Source organism: Vibrio sp. CUB2, assembly GCF_001557945.1.
Classification (GTDB): Bacteria; Pseudomonadota; Gammaproteobacteria; order Enterobacterales; family Vibrionaceae; genus Vibrio; species Vibrio owensii.
This window is the reverse complement of the sequence record NZ_LNRB01000006.1, coordinates 196,199-222,080: the sequence shown is the minus strand read 5'-3', so window position 1 is coordinate 222,080 and position 25,882 is coordinate 196,199. Positions and strand designations below refer to the sequence as shown.

Annotated in this window: 24 protein-coding genes and 1 riboswitch; of the genes, 4 read left to right on the top strand and 20 right to left on the bottom strand. The window is 45.8% G+C overall.

Annotated elements, in window-relative coordinates:
- Positions 1-82 precede the first annotated feature (82 nt).
- The gene (dsbB, locus tag ATB78_RS12145; protein WP_061008780.1) at positions 83-619 is read left to right on the top strand and encodes a disulfide bond formation protein DsbB; all 537 of its coding nucleotides are present in this window, start codon (positions 83-85) and stop codon (positions 617-619) included.
- A gap of 83 nt (positions 620-702) precedes the next feature.
- On the opposite strand, the gene ATB78_RS12140 is transcribed toward dsbB, so the two are convergent.
- Positions 703-1,311, bottom strand: coding sequence for an SEC-C metal-binding domain-containing protein (locus ATB78_RS12140; protein WP_061008779.1), 609 nt, complete (start codon positions 1,309-1,311; stop codon positions 703-705).
- Between the two features lie 156 nt (positions 1,312-1,467).
- Here ATB78_RS12140 and dusC point away from each other — a divergent pair, with 156 nt between their 5' ends.
- Positions 1,468-2,427 carry a tRNA dihydrouridine(16) synthase DusC gene (gene dusC, locus ATB78_RS12135; protein ID WP_061008778.1) on the top strand — a complete coding sequence of 320 codons (960 nt, stop codon included), beginning with the start codon at positions 1,468-1,470 and terminating at the stop codon, positions 2,425-2,427.
- Between the two features lie 67 nt (positions 2,428-2,494).
- On the opposite strand, the gene ATB78_RS12130 is transcribed toward dusC, so the two are convergent.
- The 6 genes from ATB78_RS12130 to yfbV form a co-directional block, all read right to left on the bottom strand.
- Entirely contained in the window at positions 2,495-3,955 is a 1,461-nt protein-coding gene (locus tag ATB78_RS12130; RefSeq protein ID WP_061008777.1) for a GGDEF domain-containing protein, read from the bottom strand.
- A 114-nt stretch (positions 3,956-4,069) separates the two neighbouring features.
- Entirely contained in the window at positions 4,070-5,896 is a 1,827-nt protein-coding gene (gene malZ / locus ATB78_RS12125) for a maltodextrin glucosidase (RefSeq protein WP_061008776.1), read from the bottom strand.
- A 141-nt stretch (positions 5,897-6,037) separates the two neighbouring features.
- Entirely contained in the window at positions 6,038-6,832 is a 795-nt protein-coding gene (locus ATB78_RS12120; RefSeq protein ID WP_061008775.1) for an ABC transporter ATP-binding protein, read from the bottom strand.
- Complete coding sequence (locus tag ATB78_RS12115) at positions 6,829-7,764, bottom strand: ABC transporter permease (RefSeq protein WP_020196380.1); 936 nt, start codon at positions 7,762-7,764, stop codon at positions 6,829-6,831. Before ATB78_RS12115 ends, ATB78_RS12120 begins: the two co-directional genes overlap by 4 nt.
- Positions 7,765-7,819: 55 nt before the next feature.
- A complete protein-coding gene (locus ATB78_RS12110; RefSeq protein WP_009707271.1) occupies positions 7,820-8,785 on the bottom strand; it encodes an ABC transporter substrate-binding protein in 966 nt (321 codons plus the stop codon).
- A 316-nt stretch (positions 8,786-9,101) separates the two neighbouring features.
- Entirely contained in the window at positions 9,102-9,554 is a 453-nt protein-coding gene (gene yfbV / locus ATB78_RS12105) for a terminus macrodomain insulation protein YfbV (protein WP_005439638.1), read from the bottom strand.
- 345 nt (positions 9,555-9,899) lie between these two features.
- Between yfbV and ATB78_RS12100 the strand changes: the two genes are divergently transcribed.
- A complete protein-coding gene (locus ATB78_RS12100) occupies positions 9,900-11,096 on the top strand; it encodes an acetate kinase (RefSeq protein WP_005439639.1) in 1,197 nt (398 codons plus the stop codon).
- A gap of 138 nt (positions 11,097-11,234) precedes the next feature.
- Entirely contained in the window at positions 11,235-13,400 is a 2,166-nt protein-coding gene (pta, locus tag ATB78_RS12095) for a phosphate acetyltransferase (RefSeq protein WP_061008774.1), read from the top strand.
- 60 nt (positions 13,401-13,460) lie between these two features.
- Here the strand turns inward: pta and ATB78_RS12090 are convergent, their stop codons facing one another.
- From ATB78_RS12090 to moaA, 13 genes are all read right to left on the bottom strand, one after another.
- Entirely contained in the window at positions 13,461-14,081 is a 621-nt protein-coding gene (locus ATB78_RS12090) for a hypothetical protein (RefSeq protein WP_020196378.1), read from the bottom strand.
- A 160-nt stretch (positions 14,082-14,241) separates the two neighbouring features.
- A complete protein-coding gene (locus ATB78_RS12085; RefSeq protein ID WP_061008773.1) occupies positions 14,242-15,513 on the bottom strand; it encodes an MgtC/SapB family protein in 1,272 nt (423 codons plus the stop codon).
- 135 nt (positions 15,514-15,648) lie between these two features.
- Entirely contained in the window at positions 15,649-16,593 is a 945-nt protein-coding gene (locus ATB78_RS12080) for a glutathione S-transferase family protein (RefSeq protein WP_061008772.1), read from the bottom strand.
- 184 nt (positions 16,594-16,777) lie between these two features.
- The gene (gene oppF, locus ATB78_RS12075; protein ID WP_005439644.1) at positions 16,778-17,770 is read right to left on the bottom strand and encodes a murein tripeptide/oligopeptide ABC transporter ATP binding protein OppF; all 993 of its coding nucleotides are present in this window, start codon (positions 17,768-17,770) and stop codon (positions 16,778-16,780) included.
- A complete protein-coding gene (locus ATB78_RS12070) occupies positions 17,767-18,738 on the bottom strand; it encodes an ABC transporter ATP-binding protein (RefSeq protein ID WP_009707275.1) in 972 nt (323 codons plus the stop codon). Before ATB78_RS12070 ends, oppF begins: the two co-directional genes overlap by 4 nt.
- Positions 18,739-18,768: 30 nt before the next feature.
- Entirely contained in the window at positions 18,769-19,671 is a 903-nt protein-coding gene (gene oppC / locus ATB78_RS12065; protein WP_020196374.1) for an oligopeptide ABC transporter permease OppC, read from the bottom strand.
- A gap of 15 nt (positions 19,672-19,686) precedes the next feature.
- Entirely contained in the window at positions 19,687-20,607 is a 921-nt protein-coding gene (gene oppB / locus ATB78_RS12060; RefSeq protein WP_061008771.1) for an oligopeptide ABC transporter permease OppB, read from the bottom strand.
- Between the two features lie 108 nt (positions 20,608-20,715).
- Positions 20,716-22,347, bottom strand: a complete 1,632-nt coding sequence (locus tag ATB78_RS12055; protein ID WP_009707278.1) for an ABC transporter substrate-binding protein — start codon at positions 22,345-22,347, stop codon at positions 20,716-20,718.
- Positions 22,348-22,908: 561 nt separating this feature from the next.
- A complete protein-coding gene (gene moaE, locus ATB78_RS12050) occupies positions 22,909-23,364 on the bottom strand; it encodes a molybdopterin synthase catalytic subunit MoaE (protein ID WP_009707279.1) in 456 nt (151 codons plus the stop codon).
- A 1-nt stretch (position 23,365) separates the two neighbouring features.
- Positions 23,366-23,623, bottom strand: coding sequence for a molybdopterin synthase sulfur carrier subunit (gene moaD / locus ATB78_RS12045; protein WP_009707280.1), 258 nt, complete (start codon positions 23,621-23,623; stop codon positions 23,366-23,368).
- Entirely contained in the window at positions 23,623-24,099 is a 477-nt protein-coding gene (moaC, locus tag ATB78_RS12040) for a cyclic pyranopterin monophosphate synthase MoaC (RefSeq protein ID WP_061008770.1), read from the bottom strand. Before moaC ends, moaD begins: the two co-directional genes overlap by 1 nt.
- A 26-nt stretch (positions 24,100-24,125) precedes the next feature.
- Positions 24,126-24,638, bottom strand: a complete 513-nt coding sequence (gene moaB / locus ATB78_RS12035) for a molybdenum cofactor biosynthesis protein B (RefSeq protein WP_005433210.1) — start codon at positions 24,636-24,638, stop codon at positions 24,126-24,128.
- 100 nt (positions 24,639-24,738) lie between these two features.
- On the bottom strand, positions 24,739-25,728 hold the full coding sequence (gene moaA / locus ATB78_RS12030) for a GTP 3',8-cyclase MoaA (protein WP_005439665.1): 990 nt from the start codon (positions 25,726-25,728) through the stop codon (positions 24,739-24,741).
- Positions 25,717-25,850: riboswitch (molybdenum cofactor riboswitch) on the bottom strand. It overlaps the preceding gene by 12 nt.
- Between the last annotated feature and the right edge of the window lie 32 nt (positions 25,851-25,882).

The window sequence follows — 25,882 nt, the reverse complement described above, 5'->3', positions numbered from 1 at the left end:
TTGAGTTGATTAGGAAACTTATCCAAGTTAAAAAGCTCTGAGTAATCAGAGCTTTTTTATATTTTCAGACAGGATTGTAACCGTGAGTATTTTTGCATCACTTAACCAGTTTTCGAAGGGACGCTTATCTTGGCTCCTACTCCTTTTGGCCATCGTCTTTTTTGAAGCTTGTGCCCTATTCTTTCAACACGTCATGATGCTAGCACCATGTGTTATGTGTATCTATGAACGTGTCGCTATGATGGGAATTGGTGTCGCGGCAATGATTGGTCTTATTGCACCAAACAACCCTCTCGTGCGCTGGATAGCGTTAGCTGCATGGGGAGCAAGTGCTTATAAAGGTTTGATGCTGGCGATGCAGCACGTCGACTATCAGTTCAACCCATCACCATTCGCAACGTGTGATTTATTCGTGACTTTTCCAAGCTGGGCACCGCTTAACCAATGGGCGCCTTGGATGTTCGAAGCGTATGGCGACTGTGCGAAGATTGTTTGGCAATTCTTTGGCCTTTCAATGCCTCAGTGGTTGGTTGTCATCTTCGCAGGTAACTTGGTTGCACTTGCATTCATCGTGATTGCTCAGTTCTTTAGTGGTAAGCGTAAAAATCCAATTCAGTAATCGGTAATAACTTTTCACGCTGAATACCGATCAAGTAGATCAAAAAAGCCGACCACAAGGTCGGCTTTTTATTTATATTGCCATTACTTACCGCAACACTGTTTGAACTTCTTACCACTTTCACAAGGACAAGGGTCGTTACGGCCAACGTCTTTAAACGGGTTCAAGCTCTTAGATTTTTTGCCTACCATCAACTCATCAGCACCAAGCGCGACTTCGTTAATCATGAGATCAAGTTGATCAACAAAATCGGCTAACGCTGGCGGGTTCTCAATACCTGCATCACGCATTTGCTGTTGTGTTTGCTCTTCATCAATCGCCAACATCATGGTGGTCAATAATGCTTGCAGCATACGCTCTAGACCATCGTTGAGCACAACCTCGTGCCATTGCTCTTCAATCATTGGCCACACAGACATAAAGCCTTCAGCAAAGTCTGCGAGCTGCTCTGCGTCACTATTGGTCAGCGTAAGAATCGAGTACTCATTACGCAGAATGTAGTTATGCTGTTTGTGAATCTGCTCTTCAACAGCTGGCTGAATGGCTTTAAAACCTTCACCAAGTAGTGGCTCTAGCCAGCTTTCTGGTGTTAGCGGTTTTGTCATCAGGTTTGCAGCAAATACTGCACCTTCCAAAAACAGTGAAGATTCGTCTAGCTGAACTTCACCTTTCTCAATTAATGTGTATTGCATGACATCTGGTTTCCCATGAATTTGGCGGCATTATACCCTAGAGCTAATAAGATGCTAGTTGATGTCGCTCGATGCTGATGAGTCTTTTAATGACAAACTTCACTCACATCGCTACAATCGCCCTCCTTTTTACCACCAAACTGTATTAGGCAAGCTATGCGAGTTGTATTAGGCCCGATGGAAGGCGTTTTGGACCATTTGATGCGCCAAATCCTGACCGAGATAAACGACTATGATCTGTGTGTGACAGAGTTTGTTCGAGTGATCGATCAGCTGTTACCTGATCACGTATTCCATCGTCTGTGCCCTGAGCTTCTTCAAGGCTCACAAACTGCATCTGGCGTACCTGTTCACGTACAATTACTTGGTCAAGAACCAAATTGGATGGCAGAAAACGCAATCAAAGCCGCTGAGCTTGGTGCGCGCGGTATCGACCTTAACTTCGGCTGCCCGGCTCGCTTGGTGAACAAGAGTAAAGGTGGCGCGGCACTTCTTCAACATCCAGAACTGATTCATAACGTGGTAAAAGCATGTCGTGACGCTGTTCCAAACGATATTCCTGTTAGCGCTAAAATTCGTCTCGGATGGGAAAACCCTGAAGACTGTTTTGAGATTGTTGATGCCATTCAATCTGCTGGGGCAAACGAACTGACGGTCCATGCCCGTACAAAACAAGGCGGCTACAAAGCCTCTGAAATCAAGTGGGAATACATCACCCAAATCCGTGAACGCTTTGACATTCCATTAATTGCGAATGGTGAAATTTGGAACTACGAAGATGGTCAACGCTGTATTGAAACCACAGGCGTTGATTCCCTGATGGTGTGTCGCGGTGCATTCAATATTCCAAATCTGGGTAATATGGTGAAATACAACCATAAGCCAATGGTTTGGGAAGAAGTCGTAGAGCTACTGATTTACTACTCTCAGTTTGAAATGAAAGGTGACAAAGGTTTGTATTATCCGAACCGCGTAAAACAGTGGTTCTCTTACTTACGCCAAGCTTACCCAGAAGCAAATGATCTGTTCCGCGAGATCCGCACGTTCAACAAAGCGGCACCAATCGTTGAACACATTCAGCGTTATCGTGACGAGTTGCAGTCTCGCGTCGCGTAAAGCAAGTTAGAGCAGTTTTAAAGATCAAAAAAGGGCGATGAATTCGCCCTTTTGTTTTATCTGCGTCTTAGTAGCAAATCTTATTCTTGCCGGTGCTCTTTGCTTCATAGAGCTTTTCATCGGCCACTTTGAACAGTTCGTCAAAGCTTTCCAATTGAGAAGAAGACTTGAACTCGACACCGCCTGATACTGTAAAACCACCAGCAACCACCCTTTTCGAGTTTTTACTAATCGCACTTCTAACGCGCTCCAATATACGTAACATGCTATCGAAATCTTCATCGTAGATGGCAAGAACAAACTCTTCACCACCAAAACGCGATGCCACATCCGAATGACGAATATTGTCACGAATACACTTAGCCACAAGACGAATCGCATCATCACCGACATCATGCCCATAGGTATCGTTAATCGCTTTAAAATCATCGATATCAAAAACGGCAAGCGCGACGTGCTTCTTGGTCATTTTGTTGCGCCATACCGCTTGCATGCCACGTCGATTCAGTAAACCCGTCATCGGGTCTTTCGCCGCCAACTCTTTGAAGTAACGGCGCTCTGTTTGTGTATTGACCAAGAATAGAGCAACGGTACTCAACACATAGATAAAGAATGCAACCGCAACGCTGTATTTCTCGAACGCCAACAGATTCTTGAACTCGCTCCACAGTTTGTATTCGTAATAAATGCTGTGGTCAGCACTTAAACGGTCGTGCTCCACAGGTTGAATTCGCATTGCGTTTTGAGGTATCGGCGTGACGTTAGAAATGATATGCAGCTTACCCGCGAGATTCTCATTGGTCTTAAGTAGTTCATCAACATCAAAATCAATGGATAGAACCCCTTGATGAACAGCCTTCTCATAAATAGGTACTGTCAAGCTGATGACTTGACCATCACGACGAGCCAGCATTGGCGCAGGACCTGACATGGTGACTTTTACGGTTTCTTGAGCTGTTTTTTGCCAAAATGGTCGCGCTTTTAGCGTATTCCATAGCTCTTGGGAAAAGTTTTCAGCATAGGTATCTGGCGATGAGATAACGTAGCCACGCTGGTCGATATAGTGGATACCTATAATGTGCGATTCAATATCGTGCAAAAACGACAATGACGGCGCAAAACCCGCTTTCTTTTCTGCCAAATTAAACAGAGCGGAGCCTTGCTCACATAATTCTTTTTGACCAACAATCATGTAATCCAGTTCGACCGCAGGTAAACCTCCCGAATGTTTGTTTTCTAAGAGCAATACGTCAATGGGCCATACGTAACACATGCCATTTCTTATCATATGGTTGTGTTCTTGAAACAAAGGATGGGCTGGATTTGAATAATTAACAAAGCTGTAGTCTAAAGCGGTAAGCACTTTAATCGCTCGGTTCAGCGCACGATCAATCTGCGCATACTCCAACGTGATGTAATGATTCATCGCATCGTAATAGTTCTTCGCAGTCACGATCATAACTGCGACAAACAAAAATAGAGGGAAGAAGATGACAAACTTGAGGCTAAATCGCCTTTTATTACCCATTGAACACCATTGGCTTTTAATAATTTCAGCCCTTCGAAAGTACTGATTATCGAAGGGCTATTTATAGTTTTTCACTTATGTATTCATAAATTTTAATAAATAAGGCATCAGGTGTCACTTCACTTGCCATATTTTGCAGTTCAATGCTGGGATATTGACAGAAAAATGACGTTCAGCCACCTCGACTTCACCTTTGTCTAATATTTGATGCAAGTGTGTTGCATTTAAGCCAAGTTGCCATAAAGGCAGGTTAACATTTTGTTCGTATTTACTTAGGTTAAATGCCACAACTATTGTTTCTTCTTTCCATTGTCGAGCGTATACCATGACCTGCTCATCACAGTGTAGCCATTGCAAACTACCGGACTGTAGTGCCTTGTATTGCTTGCGAATTCTTATCCAGTCACGATACAAAGGCAGCCACTCAGACTCGGCAACCTGATCCCACGGGAAGCAGCGGCGGTTGTCAGGATCAAGCCCACCTTCTAATCCCACTTCACTCCCGTAATAGAGGCAAGGCGTACCTATGTAAGTCATGAGTAAAGCCAGTGCGATTCGCATTTTTTCGTTATCGCCGTCTAAAAGCGTCAGAAAACGGGCGGTATCATGACTATCTAACTGATTAAGCTGAGACAATTGGTTTGCAAATGGGACTTTGGCTCGCGCCTCATCCATCCACTCTTTAAAATCTAAAGCATCGATGTCAATCGGGTCATACATGATGTCTTGCTTAGCAATCAGAGCACGAACTGGATGAGCAAAGCCGTAGTAGTTCATTGCGCCATCTTCTTGCCCACCTTGTAACCATTGTGTCGCCTCAAAGAAATGCTCACCTAACACATAAGCACTAGGGTTGATCGCTTTGGTTGCTTTGCGGAACGCTTCCACATAATGCGCATTGTTCTTTGCGCCATCGCCTTCACCCAACATGTGAATAACGTCAAAGCGCCAACCATCGACAGAATATGGTGGTTTGAGCCAGTGTTTAATCACCGCCTCTTCACCTTGGTAGATGTGATCGCGAACTTGCTCGTTCTCAAAGTTCAGAACCGGCAAATTGCCAATGCCTTTCCAGCCAATGTAATTGTTGGTTTGTCCCTCGAAGAAGTAATAGTCGCGAAAGTCCGAGTCCGGATTGCCGTAAGCCCCCTGACCTTCTTGTTTAATATCGAACCATGGGTGATGAACGGACGTGTGGTTAAATACGGCATCCAAAACAATCTTCATCTGTTTGCCACGAATTTGCTCACACAACTGCGCAAACTGTTCGTTAGTGCCAAACATTGGATCAATATTAAGGTAGTCTTTCGTATCGTACTTATGGTTGCTTGGCGCCGTGAAAATAGGATTGAAATACAACGCAGTCACACCTAAGTCATCTAAATAATCGAGTTTCTCTTCAACGCCTTTCAAATCGCCGCCAAAGAACTCGCGCGCGCCCGTATTTTGATGAGAACCTACCGCCTCTCCCCAAGATTTCACCATGGTATCTGGGTTGTATTGCGCATAAGCATTTCGAATTGCTTGCTCATCTTGGCTAGCTGCAAAACGGTCTGGGAAGATTTGATAGAAGACTTGTTCTTGCACCCAACTCGGTGGCTGAGACTGCGTGTTCAGCTTAAAGTGGAATTCTTTTGGTGGCATACGTTTATGTACACCTCGCCCATCCAACCAAAGTTGCTGATTGCCTTTGATGAGTTTGAATACGTAATGAGTGACATCACGATCTCGGTTCGCCGCGAACTGTGCTTGCCATAGTTGAAGCTCACCAGCCTTGCCGCAAGGTAGCATTTCAATTAGATATTCTTCGTTGTCAGGCTCACAGCGTACGTGCACGCTATCAAACTTAACGTTTTCAGTTTTCAGAGTGACGGTCAGCAGTTCACCATCAAATACAAAGCCATCTTCAGTCTGGCTATGGAAGATAAATGGAAGGGTCATGGTAAGTGCTCTTAGTATTGGAATATTCTACTATTTTAATAAAGAGTATTTACCGAAAAATCCTCCTTTCGACATTGCCTTAAATGCAATTTTCTCAAGGAGGATCACGTTTGGTAGGCGTAGTTTCGCGCTTTCTTTAAGTTAGCTCAGTAACAAGCTGTCATCTGCCAACTCTTCACCACGCACTTTAGAGAACATTTCTAGTAAGTCTGGGACTTGCATATTGGCACGTTGCTCACCTGCGACATCAAGAACAATCTCACCTTGGTGCAGCATGACCGTTCTGTCACCGCAAGCCAGCGCGTCTTTCATTGAGTGCGTCACCATCATTACTGTGAGGTTGAACTCGCTGACGATACGCTTTGTTAGATCGATAACAAAAGCCGCCATGCGCGGATCTAACGCAGCGGTATGCTCATCTAACAACAACAGCTTACTGTCTGCTAGTGTTGCCATGACCAAACTGACCGCTTGTCGTTGTCCGCCGGAGAGCAAACCAATACTGTCACCAAGACGATCCTCAAGCCCTAACCCAAGAGTACTAATGCGCTCTTGGAAAAGCTTGCGACGTTGAGAAGAGAGCGCCATTCCCCAACCACGACGCTTACCCCGCATGTAAGCTAATGCCATGTTTTCTTCAATGGACAAATCCCCACAAGTACCCGCTAAAGGGTCTTGAAATACACGAGCACATTGAGTCGCTCGTTGCGCCACGGTTTTCCGGGTTACATCTTGCCCATCAATGATCACCTGGCCGCCAATCATCGGCGTTTCCCCAGTCACCGCCCCGAGCAAGGTCGATTTCCCTGCGCCGTTGGAGCCAATGACGGTGAGAAACTGATGTTCGGGTACTTCTAACGAGACACCTTTCAAGGCTCTGTTTTCCAAAATGGTTCCGGGATTAAAGGTCACTTGGATATTGTTTAATTCAATCATAGCGCCTCCTCCGAACCATTTTTTGATGCGGCTTGTTTCGCACTGGTCGCGCGTTGTTTTGCTTTCATTCTCTGTTTCAGTTTTGGCGCAATCAACGCCACTGCAACGAGCACAGCCGTCACTAAGTTTAGGTCCGATGCTTGTAGACCAAACATGCCGGAGCTCAACGCAAAGGCAACAGCCAGACGGTAAAGCACTGAGCCGATTATTACCGCACAAACCGCAACCCAGATTTTGCGCCCTGGTATCAGAGTTTGGCCGAGGATCACTGCAGCTAAACCAACTACGATTGTACCCACACCAGAAGTGACATCAGCAAAGCTGTTGGTTTGAGCAAATAGAGCACCAGCAAAACCGACAAAGCCATTAGAAAGCGCGAGGCCAAAGTAGGTATAAAAAGCGGTACTTGCTCCTTGTGCGGCCACCATTCGAGCGTTCACACCCGTCGCTCTTAGCCCTAAACCAAAGTCACTGTTAAGGAGACGTACGACAAACAAAGCAGAGAGCAAGACTAGTACACCGACAACTAACGGCCGGATGTACATAGAATCTCCCATGGCTTCAAACGGAGTAAGAATGGTGTCCTCCCCTAGCAGGGCCATATTGGGCTTACCCATGATGCGAATATTGATAGAGAACGCCGCAATCATGGTAAGAATAGAAGCCAATAGGTGGAGAATTCCGCATCGAACCGCAAGAAAAGCGGTCACCCACCCAGTCATCCCACCAGCAATAACAGCCATTCCGGTTGCGATCCAAGGGTTGATGCCGGCGACGATTGCAGTCGCGGCAACGGCGGCGCCCATCGGGAAACTGCCGTCGACACTTAAATCAGGAAAATCAAGAACACGAAACGTAAGGTAAACGCCCAAAGCCACTAAGCCGTAAATGAGGCCAATTTCGAGCGCACCAAAAAAAGCAAATGCAGACATAACTGCTCCTTTCTGCACAAATCAGGTCGGCATTACGCCGACCTGAACGTCACTCTTACTGCATGCTGGTCGCACGTTTTACAACTGAACTTGGTAACTGAATACCAAGCTTGGTTGCCGCTCCTTCATTGACAACAAGGTCTGAGCCCGTTGCGACTTTTACGTCTAGCTTGCCCGGCTCTTGTCCTTCCAAAATAGCCGCAACATACTCAGCGGTTTGAACACCGACTTGGTAGTAATCAAAGCCCAAGCTTGCGATCGCGCCTTTTTCTACATAAGACGTCGCTCCACCAAATACTGGTTTCTTAGCTTGATTTGCAGCCACGATCATGCCCTCTATCGCACTGGCTACCGTGTTATCTGTCGGTGCATAAATCACATCTGATTTAGCAGCAATGGCTTGGGTCGCGGATTGAACATCTGCGCTTTTCAGTGCCGTCGCTTCAACCACTTTAAGTCCATTTGCTTCTGCACTCTCTTTTAACAGTTGCACCAAAGTCACTGCATTGGCTTCACCAGGGTTGTAGACCACGCCAATGGATTTCGCTTCTGGCAAGATCTCTTGAATCAAAGCAACATGTTGAGCAACCGGAGATAAATCAGAAAGACCCGTTACGTTTTTGCCCGGTTGATGCATGGATTTCACAAGCTTTGCGCCCACCGGATCCGTTACCGCAGTAAACACCACTGGAATAGAACGCGTTGCGGACACCAAAGCTTGAGCCGATGGTGTGGCAATACCCACTAGCACATCAGGACTCTCCCCCACATACTGACGCGCAATCTGTACTGCTATAGCTGGGTTACCTTGTGCGGTTTTGTAGTCAAATTCTAGGTTCTTCCCTTGCTCATATCCTTTCGCTTTCAAGCCATCTAATAAGCCTTGGCGAGTCGCGTCGAGCGCAGGGTGCTCCACGATTTGTGAAACAGCAACCGTCGCAGTGTTAGCAAGCACATTAGCTGAGGAAAAAACCGTGGTCGCGGCAAGAATAGCAGTGGCGAGTAAACGTTTCGTTTTCATCATGACTCCTTGATGTCTCTTCGTCCTTGAACTGAAAGCCTCATCGAAAATGAATGCTCAACAGAAATAATGCGGAAGATGGGATGTTGTGTTTATTGCTGCGCACTTTTTGTGCATCTAATTGTCATTATTAACGCTAAGTGTTGGGAAAGAAAAGTAAGATTTAACAACAAAGTAACATTTGTGATCTCGCAATCGGTACGAGAGGCGGTTATTGCAAACTAAGATAAGGGCGAAAAGTCATGTTGCAGGCATAAAAAATGGAGTGGCTAGAAAGCACACTCCATTTCAATGAGTTAATTGTAGATTTGAGGAGTTAGAACCAACGCTCTAATGCAGTCTTATCCAACTGGCGGAACGCTCGGTTTAGGATCACCGCAAGTTCTTTGTATCTTGGACGAGCTTTTGCTGGCTCTAGTGCAAATCCTGATTCCGTAATTTTTTGGTGCAGTTCGCGATACCAAGAGGCCAACGCTGGCGGCAATTTGGTGTTGGAACGACTGCCTAACCACCACATACCTTGCAGCGGCATGCTGATTGCGAACAGCGCAACTACGATCGCTTGAGGAAGTGCGTCATAGTTATTAAATGCCATTTGAGTGAGCACACCGATCGCGGCGACCGCTGGCATCACTTTAATGCCAAAGCGCGTTGCTTTAATAATGCGTTGTTCGGGAAAAATGGCGTTCAGCTCTTTACGAACCGGCCAGATCTCCATGTAACTTTGGCCGTCTTTCAGGCTATGGATCAATCCGACTTGTTTGCTCATACCGCTCTCTCACTAAAAAATAGTTGAACATTTCAACTGAAGGCGCAAAAAATTGATGAAAGTTAATATTCTTTCAAAATTTTTTTGTTATCATTGCCTATTATCGCTATCCTTTGCAGACCCTCAATCTCATTGTTGCTGTTATTTACAATTTAAGCAACTCCGAGATTTTATTCTGCACGGATCGCTTCATAGTGGTGGATGGGTTCATCACTATTCATTTATACGGAATTAGAACAATTTTTGACCAAGATTAGTACGCACCCTTGGCGGTATCGTCTATTCTTGTGATTAATTTTTCATCCTTTAACTGATTTTGATCAGACGAATAACAGGTAGTCACACATGTCTAAGCTAGTTTTAGTTTTAAACTGCGGTAGTTCTTCTCTTAAATTTGCTGTTGTTGATGCAGAAACAGGTGCAGAGCACCTATCAGGTCTTGCTGAATGTCTTCACCTTCCTGAAGCACGTATCAAGTGGAAACTTGACGGTAAACACGAAGCTCAACTAGGTAACGGTGCAGCACACGAAGAAGCACTAGCGTTCATGGTTGAAACTATTCTTGCTTCTAAGCCAGAGCTTAAAGCTAACCTAGGCGCTATCGGTCACCGTATCGTACACGGTGGTGAGCAGTTCACTCAATCTGCACTAATCACTGATGACGTACTAAAAGGTATTCAAGACGCTGCGACTTTCGCACCGCTTCACAACCCAGCGCACATCATCGGTATCGAAGCTGCTAAGCATAACTTCCCAGAGCTTCAAAACGTTGCTGTATTCGACACTGCGTTCCACCAAACTATGCCTGAAGAGTCTTTCCTATACGCTCTTCCATACAAACTATACAAAGAGCACGGTATCCGTCGTTACGGCATGCACGGTACTTCACACCTATTCATCACTCGTGAAGTTGCAGGCCTACTAAACAAGCCAGTTGAAGAAGTAAACATCATCAACTGTCACCTAGGTAACGGTGCTTCTGTTTGTGCAATCAAGAACGGTAAATCTGTAGACACTTCTATGGGTCTTACTCCTCTTGAAGGTCTAGTAATGGGTACTCGTTGTGGTGATATCGACCCAGCTATCGTATTCCACCTACACGACGCTCTAGGTTACTCTGTTGAAGAAATCAACAACATGCTAACTAAAGAGTCTGGTCTTGCTGGTCTAACTGAAGTGACTTCTGACTGTCGTTTCGTTGAAGACAACTACGGTGAGAAAGAAGAAGCAACTCGTGCAATGGACGTGTTCTGTCACCGTCTAGCTAAGTACGTAGCGGGTTACACTGCTTCTATGGAAGGTCGTCTAGACGCAATCACTTTCACTGGCGGTATCGGCGAAAACTCTGGTCCTATCCGTGAAATGGTTCTAAACCGTCTAGGTATCTTCGGTATCGAAGTTGATGGTGAAGCTAACCTTAAAGCACGTTTCGGCGGCGAAGGTACTATCACTACAGCTAACAGCCGTATCCCAGCAATGGTTATCTCTACTAACGAAGAGCTAGTAATTGCTGAAGACACTGCACGCCTAGCAGGTCTTTAATAGATTTAACTGGCTAGCCACTCGGCTAGCCAGTTTTTCTTCCAAAAGAATTTCTTAGGGGCTTAACTCCTATTCTCTGAATTATTCATGGAATAAGAGTTGAGCTTTTATCCCCCAATAGCTAAAGGTACTCTACGAATGTCTCGTACTATTATGCTTATCCCTGCAAGTGCTGGTGTTGGTCTAACTAGCGTAAGCATGGGTGTTCTTCGCGCAATGGAGCGCAAAGGCGTTAAGGTTTCTTTCTACAAACCAATTTCACAGCCACGTTCTGGCGGTGATCAACCTGATCTAACTTCAACTATCGTTGGTTACAACAGCGATATGAAGATCGGTCAACCACTAGCGATGTCTGTTGCTGAAAGCCTAATCGGTAACGACAACATGGACGAGCTGCTAGAAACTGTTGTTGAGCGTTACAACCAAATCAACAAAGATGCAGACGTAACGCTTATCGAAGGTCTAGTACCAACTCGTAAGCACCCATTCGCTAACCAAGTGAACGCGGAAATCGCAGCAACTCTAGGTGCGGAAATCGTTCTTGTTGCAACTCCTGGTACAGACAACCCAGCTCAACTTAAAGAGCGCATCGAAGTAGCATGTTCTAACTTCGGTGGTACTAAGAACAAGAACATCTCTGGCGTAATCATCAACAAGCTAAACGCACCTGTTGACGAAGCTGGCCGTACTCGCCCTGACCTATCTGAAATCTTTGACGATGCAGACAGCGCGAAGCAAAACGAAATGAAAGTGATGGAAATCTTCAACACTTCTCCAATTCGTGTACTAGGTTGCGTGCCATGGAGCATCGATCTTATCGCTACTCGTGCAATCGATATGGCTCAGCACCTAAACGCTGATATCATCAACGAAGGTGACATTGCAACTCGTCGTATCAAGAGCATCACTTTCTGTGCACGTTCTCTGCCAAACATGATTGAGCACTTCAAACCAGGTTCTCTACTTGTTACTTCAGCAGACCGTCCAGACGTAATCGTTGCAGCAGCACTTGCAGCAATGAACGGTGTTGATATCGGTGCAGTTCTATTGACTGGCGGTTACGACATCCCTGAAGAGATCACTGGTCTTTGTAAGCCAGCGTTCGAAACTGGTCTACCGATCTTCAAAGCACAAGGTAACACTTGGCAGACTTCTCTAAACCTACAGAGCTTCTCTATCGAAGTACCTGCAGACGATAAAGAGCGTATCGAGTTCATCAACGAGCACGTTGCAGGTCACATCGACGGTAACTGGATCGAGTCTATGACTGAAGGCACTCAGAAGTCTCGTCGTCTAAGCCCACCAGCATTCCGTTACCAGCTAACTGAGTTCGCTCGTAAAGCTGGCAAGCGTATCGTTCTTCCTGAAGGTGACGAGCCACGTACAGTTAAAGCTGCGGCTATCTGTGCTGAGCGCGGTATCGCTGAATGTGTGCTTCTAGGTAACCCAGACGAAATCCGTCGCGTTGCTGCACAACAAGGCGTTGAGCTAGGTGCTGGCGTAACTATCATCAACTCTGATGAAGTTCGTGAAAACTACGTTGCTCGTCTAGTTGAGCTACGTGGCGCGAAAGGTATGACTGAAGTTGTTGCTCGTGAGAAGCTACAAGATTCAGTATTCCTAGGCACAATGATGCTTGAGAACGACGAAGTAGACGGCCTAGTTTCTGGTGCTGTTCACACCACAGCAAACACTATCGTTCCTCCGTTCCAAATCATCAAGACTGCACCTGATGCGTCTATCGTATCTTCTGTATTCTTCATGCTGCTACCTGACCAAGTATTGGTTTACGGTGACTGTGCGATCAACCCAGATCCAACAGCGGAACAGCTTGCTGAAATCGCTATCCAATCTGCTGATTCTGCAGCGGCATTCGGTATCGACCCTCGCGTTGCTATGATCTCTTACTCTACTGGTGAATCTGGTAAGGGTGCAGACGTAGATAAAGTACGTGAAGCAACTAAGATTGCTCAAGAGAAACGTCCAGCTCTAGTGATCGACGGTCCTCTACAGTACGACGCAGCGATCATGGAGAACGTGGCAGCTTCTAAAGCGCCTAACTCTCCAGTAGCAGGTAAAGCAACAGTATTCGTATTCCCAGACCTAAACACTGGTAACACGACTTACAAAGCGGTACAACGTTCAGCTGACCTAGTATCTATCGGTCCAATGCTGCAAGGTATGCGCAAGCCTGTAAACGATCTATCTCGCGGTGCACTAGTAGACGATATCGTGTACACAGTTGCTCTAACTGCGATTCAGGCAGATCAAGCTGACCAAGCAAAAGAAAAAGCAGTTAACTAATTAACCGCACCTTTCTGAATGAAAAAACCTCGCCGTGGCGAGGTTTTTTATTTCATGTTGCTAGACAAGAATCGGGTCCATTGGACGATTTAATTGATACTGCACGTTCAAATTCGTATTACTCGATCCAATATCCCTATACTTCCAACGAACACCTTCATTGAGCTGGCGAGCAACGACGGACTCTACGGTAAGCAAGTTATCATTTTCTATGATGAGCCTATCGCTATCGCTGCCACTTGAGGCTGCGCGATAGTGCGTCATGAACCAATCTCGTTTCAACATGTATTGACGCGCGTGACCAAACTCATGAATAAGTCCAACTGCTGGTGACTGCGTCCCTCTAGATACATTTTTGTTTGGCACACGACTGCGCCCAACGGGTTTGTTGCGCTTAATGTCGTTTACATTCAAGCTATCAAAAGGATTCCAAGTCACTAAACTGCCGCGAACATTGCAGCCTGCTTGTTTTACGATTTCTGCAGGAAAAAAGCTGCTGGTTGTGTCAGTTGTACAAAGCAACGTGACCTCTTCGCCTCCCGAAAGAAAATCTAATAGTGCTGCCGCCGCACTAGATTGGCGTAAATAGGCCACAGCGTCGTTATATTTAGTAATAGGTTGTTCCACGGTTTTCCATTTAAAGCCCGTACCTTCGACCACTCCTGGAAATACAGTAATCATATCGTTTCTTCCTTGTTCAGATTCCTAGCGCTTAGCACGAAAGCTCAGCACTTGGTGAATCAGTATAGAAAAAGGAATGAGTTTTACTTGATTGATAATTACAGATTGGAACCTAGCTCGCGACCTAATAAATTGTTTTTGCATCAGACGGTTATTTGTTCTAAAGCGCCAAATAGACAAGCCCACCCAAACAAACCGAACTCAACATGGGTGGAACAACCTTAGCCCACAGTTGACGAGCGCCTATCATAAGTACCATCCCCATCTTAACAATGGTATTCACTGAAGCCGCGATAAATATCCCGAGCACAGCAACATCGATCGCCAAAGACTGAGTACTTTGACGCCCTAAAGTCAGTGAAATGGCGTCAACATCCGTAATCCCTGACACCGCAGATAGAACTAAGATACCTGCACTACCAAACCAATCTGAAAGTGCATGAGATAACAACATAATGATCGCCAACACAACACCAAAGAACAGTGCTGATTGAAGCGCCAACGGGTTAGTCTGTTTGTTTGATTGCTCTATCTTCTCGACTTCACTTCGACGCCATATCCACCAAGCCGGCAAATAAAGTGCAATCATCATGACTAAGACAATCGGCCATAACAAACTAACTAATTGAGGATTGAGAACAGATAGGACAATCAACAAGCGAGGAAACATAGTGCCGCAACTCAATAAGATTCCGCTTGCCAGCAGAGGACTGATGCCTTCCTGCTCACGTGAAAGATGAGAGAACTGCAACGTCAGTGCGGTAGAAGAACTTAAGCCAGCGAAGACAGACGTAAACAATATGCCCCGCTTCGCTCCGCCGATCTTAATCGCGAAATAACCGACAAATGAAATACTGGCGATCAGTACCACCATCCACCAAATCTCATAAGGGTTCAGCGCCTTCCAAGGACCGTAAGCTTGGTTGGGTAAAAGAGGCAATAAAACGATGGAAATAAGCAGTAGACGCAAAGCTGCATCGAGTTCGTACTCTTGAAGGCGCTGCAAAGCCTGATGAAGCTCTTTCTTGTTATCCAGCACGACAGCTGTGATGACTGCTGCTGCCGCAGCCAGCACCGCTTCACCTGAAACAGCCAGACTGCCAAGTACAAAGGTGATCACCAAACTGACCACGCCGGTGATGCTGATATCCTCGCTCTTTTTTTGCTGAATAACAAATGCAATGCAAGCAAGAATAACCAAAGCAATAAGAGCAAAGCCGAGTAGCAAAGGCGTATACAGATTGGCAAGAATACCAACCAAGCCACCAAGCAAACCGACTAAAGAAAAGGTGCGAATACCTGCAACGCGACTGCCTTCGACACTGTTACGCATCACCCAGCCACGTTGAGTTCCCACAATCGCCCCCAAAAGCAGAGCAACAAACAGATTCCAAATTAGATGCTCGCCACTGACAAACTCATTGATATCCATACCCCACCTCAGTCAAAGTTCGGTTGTTATATCATCAGTTTATGTGATCGGTAGGAAGAAGCTGTGATGGTGAGAAGATATTGAGAAAAAAGAAAAGCGCCACATCAAGTAGCACTTTTCTTAGCGGTTTGAAACTTAGATAGATTCTCGACCATAAGGCGAATCCAAATCTAATTCAGGGCCTTTTGGTACCACTTGTGTTGGGTTGATACCAGTGTGACTGAAATAGTAGTGACGCTTAATGTGGTAGAAGTCTGTGGTTTCTGCCACGCCTTCTACTTGGTATAGCTCTTTTAAATAACCCTGAATATTTGGGTAATCCGCAATGCGTTGTTTATTACATTTGAAATGACCTACGTATACCGCATCAAAGCGAACAAGGGTCGTAAACAAGCGCCAATCCGCTTCGGTGATTTTATTACCCGCTAGATAACGATGCGTTGCAAGGTGAGCATCGATTTTATCCAGTGCGGCAAACAGTGAATCAAACGCCTCTTCATAAGCTTCTTGCGTTGTCGCAAAACCACAACGGTATACGCCATTATTCACGTTCGGGTAAATGTAGTCATTCCACTCATCAATCACGCTTTGAAGTTGCTCTGGGTAATAATCATCGTTATTACCGGTGAGTTCGTTAAACTCAGAGTTAAACATACGGATGATTTCAGACGACTCATTCGACACGATGGTGTTGGTCTTTTTGTCCCACAAAACCGGAACGGTAACGCGACCAGTGTAATCGGGCTTAGCTTGAGTGTAGATTTGGTGCATACGAGTATGGCCAAACAGTGGCTCAGGTAAGCCCATCTGCCAACCTTCGCTGAGCATGTCTGGGCAAACGACCGTGACATCGATGTGATTTTCCAAACCTTTGAGTTTGCGGAAGATCAGCGTGCGGTGCGCCCACGGACAAGCAAGAGAAACGTAAAGGTGGTAACGGCCCGTTTCAGGCTGGAATATCGCATCGGGTTTGTTCTTTATCCAATTACGAAAGCCTGCATCTTCACGAACGAACTTACCGCCATTAGATTTAGTCTCGTACCATACATCGTGCCAAACGCCCTCAACTAACTTACCCATGACTGCTCTCCTCATAATTTGTTTTCCACTATATTAGCGAATCACGCAAAGCTTATAATCCGGCCACTTAGTCCATCTTGTTCAAGAATTTCGAATGAACTAATTCCGGCCAATATCGTAGGCATAAAAAAAGCGCGACCCTATAAAAGGAGCCGCGCTTAAGCCCGTCACAGGCTGAATTTAATTACACTGCTACGTGTAGACAAGATACCGCGTGAACGTCTGAACCTTCGATGTGTGGTCTGGTCTTCGCACACTCATCCGTCGCTTGAGGACAACGAGTACGGAACACACAACCAGAAGGAGGATTAATTGGTGATGGTAGATCACCTTCTAGCATCTGAATCTTCTTGCTGCGTTCAATTTCCGGATCCGGAATTGGAACCGCTGACATCAACGCACGTGTGTATGGGTGTTTTGGATCGGCAAACAATGCTTCCGCCTCACCCAGTTCAACAGCGTTACCTAGGTACATAACCAATACGCGGTCAGAGATGTGTTTCACCACTGACAAATCGTGCGCGATGAATACCAATGAAAGACCAAGCTCTTTCTGAAGCTCTTTCAATAGGTTAACAACCTGAGCTTGAATCGATACGTCCAGTGCTGATACCGGTTCGTCACAGATGATCATCTTCGGCTTTAGAATAAGCGCACGAGCGATACCAATACGTTGACACTGACCACCTGAGAACTCGTGTGGGTAACGGTTGATAACGTTTGGCAGTAGACCTACCTTCGCCATCATCTCTTTAACGCGGTCTTTCACTTCTTGCTTAGTCAGTTCTGGGTAGAACGTCTCTAGCGGCTCAGCGATGATGTCGCCGACTGTCATACGCGGGTTCAAAGAAGCCAAAGGATCTTGGAAAATCATTTGGATTTCTTTGCGTGTTTCACGACGTTGGACGTCTTTCATCTTCGTTAGGTCTTGGCCTAACCAAACTACTTCGCCATCTGTTGCTTCAACCAAACCAATGATCGCGCGAGCAAACGTCGACTTACCACAACCAGACTCACCTACTACCCCAAGAGTCTCACCTTCGTATAGACGAACGTTTACGCCGTCTACCGCTTTTAGGCTTGAAGGTTTTGCCCAAGGCCATGCAGATTTTGATGCAATGCTGAAGTGAACTTTCAGATCAGATACATCCAGAATTAGTTTTTTGTCTGTACTCATTTGCTCCAAGCCTCCCATTCAGAAAAACATGCACGCTGACGACCATCACCAAACGGCGTCAGAATTGGTGCTTCACGCTTACAACGATCCATCACGCGGTGGCAGCGATCTTGGTAAGGGCAGCCAGGTGGTAGACGAAGCAAGTTAGGCGGGTTGCCAGGAATCGTCGGTAGAATCTCGCCTTCTGTATCCAAACGAGGAATCGCCTTCAATAGACCTTCCGCGTAAGGGTGGCTTGGGTTGTAGAAGATTTCGTTCACAGTGCCGTACTCCATGGTACGACCTGCGTACATCACCAGTACTTTGTCACAAGAACCCGCTACGACACCAAGGTCGTGCGTGATCATGATGATTGCAGTGTTGAACTCAGATTTCAGTTCGTTCAGCAGATCCATGATCTGCGCTTGAACCGTAACGTCCAATGCCGTCGTTGGCTCATCCGCAATAAGCAGTTTTGGACGACACAGTAGTGCCATTGCGATCATTACACGCTGACGCATGCCGCCTGAGAACTCGTGTGGGTACATGGTGATACGCTTACGAGCTTCTGGGATTTTTACTGCTTCAAGCATGCGAACCGACTCTTCGAACGCTTCTGCTTTGCCCATACCTTTGTGCAGCATCAGTACTTCCATCAGCTGATCGCTCACTTTCATGTATGGGTTAAGAGACGTCATCGGGTCTTGGAAGATCATAGCGATCTGTTCCGCACGAACCTTGTTCAGCGCTTTTTCTGGAAGGTTAAGAATCTCATTACCTTCGAATTTCGCACTACCAGAGATAATACCGTTCTTAGCCAGTAGACCCATGATTGCGAATACAGTTTGTGACTTACCTGAACCAGACTCACCTACGATACCTAGGGTCTCACCTTGATTCAGAGAGAAGTTCAAATCGTTTACTGCGGTTACGATACCATCTTGCGTGGTAAATTCGACGCGCAGATCTTTGACATCTAATAAACTCATCATTGCTTCCTTTATTCTTTCTATTTTTAATTATCTGTCTTTTGGATCCAGCGCATCGCGCAGACCGTCACCAACGTAGTTGAAGCAGAATAGAGTCACAACCATGAATGCTGCTGGGAACGCCAGCTGCCAGATTGCCACTTCCATTGTTTGCGAACCTTCTTGTAGAAGTGCGCCCCAACTTGTCATTGGTTCCTGTACACCAAGACCAAGGAATGAAAGGAATGATTCAGTCAGAATCATGCTTGGGATAAGTAGAGTTGAGTAAACCGCTACGATACCCAGTACGTTTGGAACGATGTGGCGAGTGATGATCTTCCACTTGCTCACACCACAAACGTGTGCCGCTTCAATAAATTCTTTACTACGTAGACTTAGCGTTTGACCACGTACGATACGAGCCATATCTAGCCACGCAATAGCACCGATAGCGACGAAGATAAGAACGATGTTACGGCCAAAGAATGTTACCAGTACGATAACTAGGAACATGAACGGAACCGCGTATAGGATTTCAAGAATACGCATCATGATACGGTCAACTTTACCGCCGATAAAGCCAGAAGCCGCACCGTAAAGCGTACCAATCACAACCGCAACCAACGCACCTAGAACACCAACCATTAGAGAGATACGACCGCCAATCAGCGTACGTACGTAGAGGTCACGACCTAAGCTGTCAGTACCAAACCAGTGCTCAGCACTTGGACCAACGTGCATAGCGTACCAGTCTGTATCGTCAAATGTGTAAGGTGCCAGCATTGGCAGGAAGATTACCGCAAGGGTCATCAATGCAAGAATGAACAAGCTCACCATCGCCGCTTTGTTACGCATAAAGCGGATGCGGGCGTCTTGCCACAAACTACGGCCTTCAACTTCCAGGTTCTCTGCAAATTTCTCGACCGCTTCAAGATTCTCTTTTTTCGTTAACATAACCATACTTCCCTGTTAGTAGCGAATTTTCGGGTCAATCATTGCTAGCAGAATATCAACGATAGCGTTGAACAAGATGAATAGGAAACCAATCAAAATGGTTACACCCATTACTAGCGAGTAGTCACGGTTGAAGGCTGCGTTTACAAACAGCTTACCAATACCTGGCAGACCAAAGATGGTCTCAACAACTACCGAGCCGGTGATAATGCCGACAAACGCAGGTCCCATGTAAGACACTACAGGAAGCAGGGCTGGTTTTAATGCGTGTTTCAGGATGATGTAACGGTAGCTTAGACCTTTCGCACGGGCAGTACGGATAAAGTTACTGTTCAATGTCTCGATCATTGAACCACGGGTGATACGAGCAAACGTGGCGACATAAAGCAGTGACATTGCAATCACTGGCAGCACCAAATATTGCCATGAGCCATCATGCCAACCGCCTGCAGGGAATAAATTCCAGTGGAGCGAGAACAAGTAAATCAAAGCTGGCGCCAACACGAAGGATGGCATTACTACCCCAAGCATCGCCGTAGACATAATGGTGTAGTCAAGCCACGAGTTTTGTTTGAGCGCGGCTATGGTCCCGATCGTCACCCCGAGAATGACCGTGAAGATAAAGGCAATGAAACCTACCTTCGCCGATACTGGTAGTGCTACCGAGATTAGCTCGTTTACTGTGTAATCTAAGTATTTGAATGAAGGACCAAAGTCGCCTTGGACAACGTTAGTCAAGTACGTGGTGTACTGCTCAAATACTGGCTTATCTAGGCCGTATTTGGCTTCAATGTTCGCCATAACTTCTGGCGGTAATGGACGCTCGCTCGAGAATGGGTTACCCGGTGCGAAACGCATAAGAAAGAAAGATACGGTGATCAAAGCCAACATTGTTGGGATCGCCTCAAATATCCTTTTTGCGATGAATTTAAGCATAAACTCACTCTTTCAGTCTGTGACAGTTAAAAAAATTGATGATAGGCACCGCACGTCCCGTTGTTGGGACGTGTGGGCCTTATTCTTATAGTCTTGAAGCGACTTTAATTAGTCTGCTTTGATGTAAAGATCTTTGGTGTAGATCTTTTCTTCCGCGTTGTTAGCAGGGAAACCACCAACGTGCGGGTTTAGTAGACGAGAACGAACGTACTGGTAGATAGGCGCGATAGGCATATCTTGAGCCATCAGTTGCTCAGCTTCTAGGTAGATCTTGGTACGCTCCTCTTCTGAAGTTGACTTGATCGCTTTGTCGATCAGTGCATCGTACTCTTTGTTACCCCAGTGCTGACCACCAGTTGTGTTCGAGCTAACCATAAGGGTTAGGAATGAAGATGCTTCGTTGTAGTCGCCACACCAACCAGCGCGTGCTACTTCGAAATCACCTTGGTCTTTCGTAGATAGGTAAGTTTTCCACTCTTGGTTTTCTAGTGTTACGTCTAGACCTAGAGTTTTCTTCCACATAGAACCAAGCGCTACGGCTAGTTTCTTGTGGTTCTCATCTGTGTTGTATAGGAGAGAGAACTTAAGAGGGTTGTCTTTGCCGTAACCCGCTTCTGCCAATAGGCGTGCCGCTTCTTCGTTACGCTCTTTTTGCGTCATCTTGCCGTAAGCTGGTAGCTCAGGGTTGAAGTGCGCAGTGATTTCAGGCGTTAGGAAGTAAGCAGGCTTCTGACCTTGGCCAAGAATCGCGTTTGCTACGATGTTACGGTCGATAGCGTAAGAAATCGCTTTACGAACGCGAACGTCGTTGAAAGGCTCTTTCTTAGTGTTGAATGAGTAGTAGTAAGTACACAGGCTGCCTTCAACCGATACTGACTCTGGGTGCTCTTTCTTCAGACGCTTAAAGTGCTCAGTCGGCAGTTTAGACGTGAAGTCGATTTCACCAGATAGGAAACGGTTCATTTCAGCAACGCCGTTTTCGATTGGAAGGTACGTTACTTTGTTGATAACAGTTTTGTCGTTATCCCAGTACTGTTCGTTACGAACAAGCTCTAGACGCTCGTTCACAACCCAGTTGTTTACTACATAAGCGCCGTTACCTACGAAGTTTTCTGGTTTCGTCCATTGATCACCAAACTTCTCAACTGTCGCTTTGTGTACTGGTTTCATTGTTGTGTGACCAGCCATCATTACAAAGTAAGGAACCGCTGTGTCTAGCTCAACCACAAGTGTGTGGTCGTCTGTCGCTTTAACACCTAGCTCGCTCTTGTCTTTCTTGCCCGCAACGATGTCTTTCGCGTTTTTCATCTTGGTGTATTCCATGTACCAAGAGTATGGCGAAGCGGTTGCAGGATCGACTGCACGCTGCCAGCTGTAAACGAAATCTTGTGCTGTTACAGGATCGCCGTTAGACCATTTAGCGTCTTTACGTAGGTGGAAAGTGAAAGTTTTGTTGTCTGAGGTTTCCCAGCTCTCAGCTACACCAGGGATAGTGTCGCCGTCTGCATTTTGGTTCACTAAGCCTTCAAGGAGATCACGAATCACATGCGACTCTGGAACACCTTGAGATTTGTGCGGGTCAATTGTTGCAACTTCGGTACCGTTACCGCGAACGATTTCTTGTTTCTCAGCAAGTTTAGTGCCTGCTGGAACGTCAGCAGCGAAAGCGGTAGTAGAAGAGGCAGCCACTGCCAGACCAGCACCTAGAAGAAGGGCTTGGGTGATTTTGTTCTTATACATGCGTAAAACTCCAAGTTTTTCATTAGCATCCATGACTTCTCTGCAAGGGACTGGAACGGTCAGAATTTTAGAATTTTTTAGCGCACTTTTTGAGCACAAAACACTAAAACCTTACAAAGACTGCGGCACACATTAGCAACCATTGAAGTAATTTGCCATAAAAATGTAGCAAAAAAACTAATAATTCTGTAAATAGTGCCCATATTTAGCAATAAATACCGCACAAAAAGTATTGAGTAGAGAAATACAGATTCGCATGGTCATTTGACAGGCAAAACTTTCGATAAATCTAAATTCAAACTCTTTGATAGCATCTTATGCTAGATATATGTACAAAAATTAACATTTATGACACATTGAGTCTAATTAATAATTGCATATATCTCGTTCGATATTTTTTATTGTGAACAAGGTCACCGAGAGGAGAAAGAGAGGAAAAATGGTGGTTTTGACGGCAAGTGAGAGTAGAAAATGAGCTCGCTTTTTATGCTAAAAAAACAAAAAGCCAGACGCTATTAACATCTGGCTTTGAACGATTTGCTAGCAGAATAAAAAACTACCCTACTTTTCCCAACGCTGTGCAGCTTGATGATCGGTATCGCGAGACTCAATCCAGCGGTTTTCACTGGTGGTGCGCTCTTTTTTCCAGAATGGTGCTTTAGTCTTTAGAAAGTCCATAATGAACTCGCAAGCATCAAATGCCGCACCACGGTGTGCACTAGACACACCAACAAAAACGATTTGGTCACCAGTATCGAGATCACCAATACGGTGGATAACACGAACGCCTAACAAAGGCCAACGTGATTCCGCCTCATCACAGATGTCGATCAGACTTTTCTCCGTCATACCCGGATAATGTTCTAGGTGAAGACCAATCACGTTATCGCCAAGGTTCATATCACGAACTTTACCGATGAAGGTCACTACGGCACCAGAAGACGTGCCTTCTGATAGGCGTTGGTACTCTTGATCGACCGAAAAGTCTTCAGCTTGTACAGAAACGCGAGGATCCATATTAGCCCCCTGTTACCGGTGGGAAGAAGGCAACTTCATCACCCGCTTTCACAGCTGTATCTAAAGGCACGATAGACTGATTTACCGCTGCCAGTAACTTACCTGGTTCTAGCGCTAAATCCCACTTGCCTTCTTTGTCAGCACCTGACTCAACAAGGTGAGCTCGAATGGCTTCTACATTATCAAACTGGCCTTCAAGTTCTAGACCATCCATACCAACTAGCTCTCGCGTTTGAGCAAAGAAAAGTACTTTAATCATTATTCCTCCTTGAAGTGTCCAGATTTACCGCCCGTCTTCTCTAGAAGACGAACTTGTTCAATAACCATGTCTTTCTGCACCGCTTTACACATATCGTAAATCGTTAACGCCGCCACTGAAGCCGCCGTCAGCGCTTCCATTTCCACGCCCGTTTTACCCGCTAGCTTACATACAGATTCGATACGTACTTTGTTTTCTGCTTCGATAGCTTCCAGTTGAACTTCAACCTTAGAAAGCAACAGAGGATGACAAAGAGGAATCAAGTCCCATGTTTTCTTAGCTGCTTGAATACCAGCAATACGAGCCGTCGCAAACACATCACCTTTGTGGTGTTGGCCTGAAACAATAAGTTGCAGTGTTTCTGGAGCCATGTGCACGAACGCTTCAGCACGTGCTTCACGAACGGTTTCCGCTTTTGCTGATACGTCCACCATGTTAGCTTCGCCAGACGCGTTGATATGTGTAAATTGGGTCATTGTTTTTCCTTCGCTTTTAGGAAAGGTTATACAGATAGGTGTGGCATGAAGTTACAAGGACGATGGCTTGCATCTAGCTGTTGCTTGATGATCTTCGTCCAACCAGTACGGCACGCACCAGTAGAACCTGGCATTGCAAAGATAACAGTGTGGTTAGCGAAACCAGCGATCGCACGAGACTGAATGGTTGAAGTACCAATCTCTTCGTAAGAAACCAAGCGGAATAGCTCACCGAAACCTTCTACTTCTTTATCAAATAGTGGCTTAAGTGCTTCTGGCGTGCTGTCACGTGAAGTGAATCCCGTACCGCCAGTGATCATGATTGCTTGTACATTTTCGTCAGCAATCCATTGAGAAACGATCGCACGGATCTTGTACATGTCATCGATAACGATCTGCTTATCTACTACGTTGTGACCCGCTTCTTTTGCGTGTTCAACTAGGTAACCACCAGAGGTGTCGTTTTCTTCAGTACGAGTGTCAGATACCGTCAGAACGGCAATGTTTGCAGGTTGAAATTTGCTTTCAGCGTGACCCATTAGTTCACCTATTCTCTATTTTTGCTTTGATACGCAGAGTATCGATTCTGGAAAAATCATCGAAAGCCACGTCAGCTCCCGATGTGAAATCTGATTGGAATTAACCGCCGATAGACGCGAGATGTGGCGTCATACCTGTGTTGCCATCGTGCAAGAAGTGACTCACGGATTTCGTTTGCAGCTGCGCTTGAATACGTTCAATCAATTCATTTTCTTGCTCGTCACGCTCTAGTAGGTCACGCAGTTCCACGCCATGGTCACCGAACAGACACAGATGCAGTTTACCCAAAGCGGAGACACGAAGTCGGTTACAGCTCTCACAGAAGTCTTTTTCGTATGGCATGATCAGGCCAATTTCACCCTTATAATCTGGATGAACAAATACCTGTGCAGGACCATCATTATGAGAACGTACTTTGAGTAACCAACCATTGGCAATTAATTGATTGCGGATAGCGACACCAGAAACATGGTGCTTAGCAAACAGATCATCCATTTCTCCCGTCTGCATTAGCTCGATAAAACGCAGTTGTATAGGACGGTCTTTAATCCAGTTGAGGAAAGCAGGTAGCTCGTTGTGGTTGAGGTCTTTCATTAGTACCACATTAACTTTAACTTGCTCATAACCCACTTCAAATGCACGTTCGATACCATTCATCACTTCAGTGAACTTATTTTCACCTGTGATTTGATGGAACATACGCGGGTCAAGGCTATCCACACTCACGTTGATGTTGGTCAAGCCAGCTTCACGCCAGTCAGCAACTTGTTTTGCCATACGGTAACCATTGGTCGTTGTCGCGACCTTTTTGATACCCGGCGTGGTTGCTACTGAGTGGATAATGTCAGTAAAGTCTTTGCGTAAACTCGGCTCACCACCTGTGATACGTACCTTTGAGGTACCACAATCTGCAAACGCTTTTACAACACGTTTGATCTCTGGGAGAGAAAGAAATGACGAGTTTTTATTGCCCGATGGCTTGTAGCCGTCAGGAAGGCAATAGGTACATTTAAAATTACATACGTCAGTCACTGACAGACGCAAGTAATAGAACTTACGATGAAATTTGTCTTCGAATTGTTGCGCCACGGAACACCTTTCCAAACACGGGAGGCATAATCATTTCCAAGTATGCCCTTGTGACAGTATGTCACTGGCTCAAGACGCTTATCCTAGGACTTAGCATAGTGAGCTCGGAGTTATGGCAACCAGAGGAGATAAACCCCTGATAGCTTTGCCGTGT

What these genes read in the sequence shown, in the direction of transcription:
- ATB78_RS12140 (WP_061008779.1), bottom strand. Translation starts at nt 1,311, where the DNA reads ATGCAATACACATTAATTGAGAAAGGTGAAGTTCAGCTAGACGAATCT.
- dusC (WP_061008778.1), top strand. Translation starts at nt 1,468, where the DNA reads ATGCGAGTTGTATTAGGCCCGATGGAAGGCGTTTTGGACCATTTGATG.
- ATB78_RS12130 (WP_061008777.1), bottom strand. Translation starts at nt 3,955, where the DNA reads ATGGGTAATAAAAGGCGATTTAGCCTCAAGTTTGTCATCTTCTTCCCT.
- malZ (WP_061008776.1), bottom strand. Translation starts at nt 5,896, where the DNA reads ATGACCCTTCCATTTATCTTCCATAGCCAGACTGAAGATGGCTTTGTA.
- ATB78_RS12120 (WP_061008775.1), bottom strand. Translation starts at nt 6,832, where the DNA reads ATGATTGAATTAAACAATATCCAAGTGACCTTTAATCCCGGAACCATT.
- ATB78_RS12115 (WP_020196380.1), bottom strand. Translation starts at nt 7,764, where the DNA reads ATGTCTGCATTTGCTTTTTTTGGTGCGCTCGAAATTGGCCTCATTTAC.
- ATB78_RS12110 (WP_009707271.1), bottom strand. Translation starts at nt 8,785, where the DNA reads ATGAAAACGAAACGTTTACTCGCCACTGCTATTCTTGCCGCGACCACG.
- yfbV (WP_005439638.1), bottom strand. Translation starts at nt 9,554, where the DNA reads ATGAGCAAACAAGTCGGATTGATCCATAGCCTGAAAGACGGCCAAAGT.
- ATB78_RS12100 (WP_005439639.1), top strand. Translation starts at nt 9,900, where the DNA reads ATGTCTAAGCTAGTTTTAGTTTTAAACTGCGGTAGTTCTTCTCTTAAA.
- pta (WP_061008774.1), top strand. Translation starts at nt 11,235, where the DNA reads ATGTCTCGTACTATTATGCTTATCCCTGCAAGTGCTGGTGTTGGTCTA.
- ATB78_RS12090 (WP_020196378.1), bottom strand. Translation starts at nt 14,081, where the DNA reads ATGATTACTGTATTTCCAGGAGTGGTCGAAGGTACGGGCTTTAAATGG.
- ATB78_RS12085 (WP_061008773.1), bottom strand. Translation starts at nt 15,513, where the DNA reads ATGGATATCAATGAGTTTGTCAGTGGCGAGCATCTAATTTGGAATCTG.
- ATB78_RS12080 (WP_061008772.1), bottom strand. Translation starts at nt 16,593, where the DNA reads ATGGGTAAGTTAGTTGAGGGCGTTTGGCACGATGTATGGTACGAGACT.
- oppF (WP_005439644.1), bottom strand. Translation starts at nt 17,770, where the DNA reads ATGAGTACAGACAAAAAACTAATTCTGGATGTATCTGATCTGAAAGTT.
- ATB78_RS12070 (WP_009707275.1), bottom strand. Translation starts at nt 18,738, where the DNA reads ATGAGTTTATTAGATGTCAAAGATCTGCGCGTCGAATTTACCACGCAA.
- oppC (WP_020196374.1), bottom strand. Translation starts at nt 19,671, where the DNA reads ATGTTAACGAAAAAAGAGAATCTTGAAGCGGTCGAGAAATTTGCAGAG.
- oppB (WP_061008771.1), bottom strand. Translation starts at nt 20,607, where the DNA reads ATGCTTAAATTCATCGCAAAAAGGATATTTGAGGCGATCCCAACAATG.
- ATB78_RS12055 (WP_009707278.1), bottom strand. Translation starts at nt 22,347, where the DNA reads ATGTATAAGAACAAAATCACCCAAGCCCTTCTTCTAGGTGCTGGTCTG.
- moaE (WP_009707279.1), bottom strand. Translation starts at nt 23,364, where the DNA reads ATGGATCCTCGCGTTTCTGTACAAGCTGAAGACTTTTCGGTCGATCAA.
- moaD (WP_009707280.1), bottom strand. Translation starts at nt 23,623, where the DNA reads ATGATTAAAGTACTTTTCTTTGCTCAAACGCGAGAGCTAGTTGGTATG.
- moaC (WP_061008770.1), bottom strand. Translation starts at nt 24,099, where the DNA reads ATGACCCAATTTACACATATCAACGCGTCTGGCGAAGCTAACATGGTG.
- moaB (WP_005433210.1), bottom strand. Translation starts at nt 24,638, where the DNA reads ATGGGTCACGCTGAAAGCAAATTTCAACCTGCAAACATTGCCGTTCTG.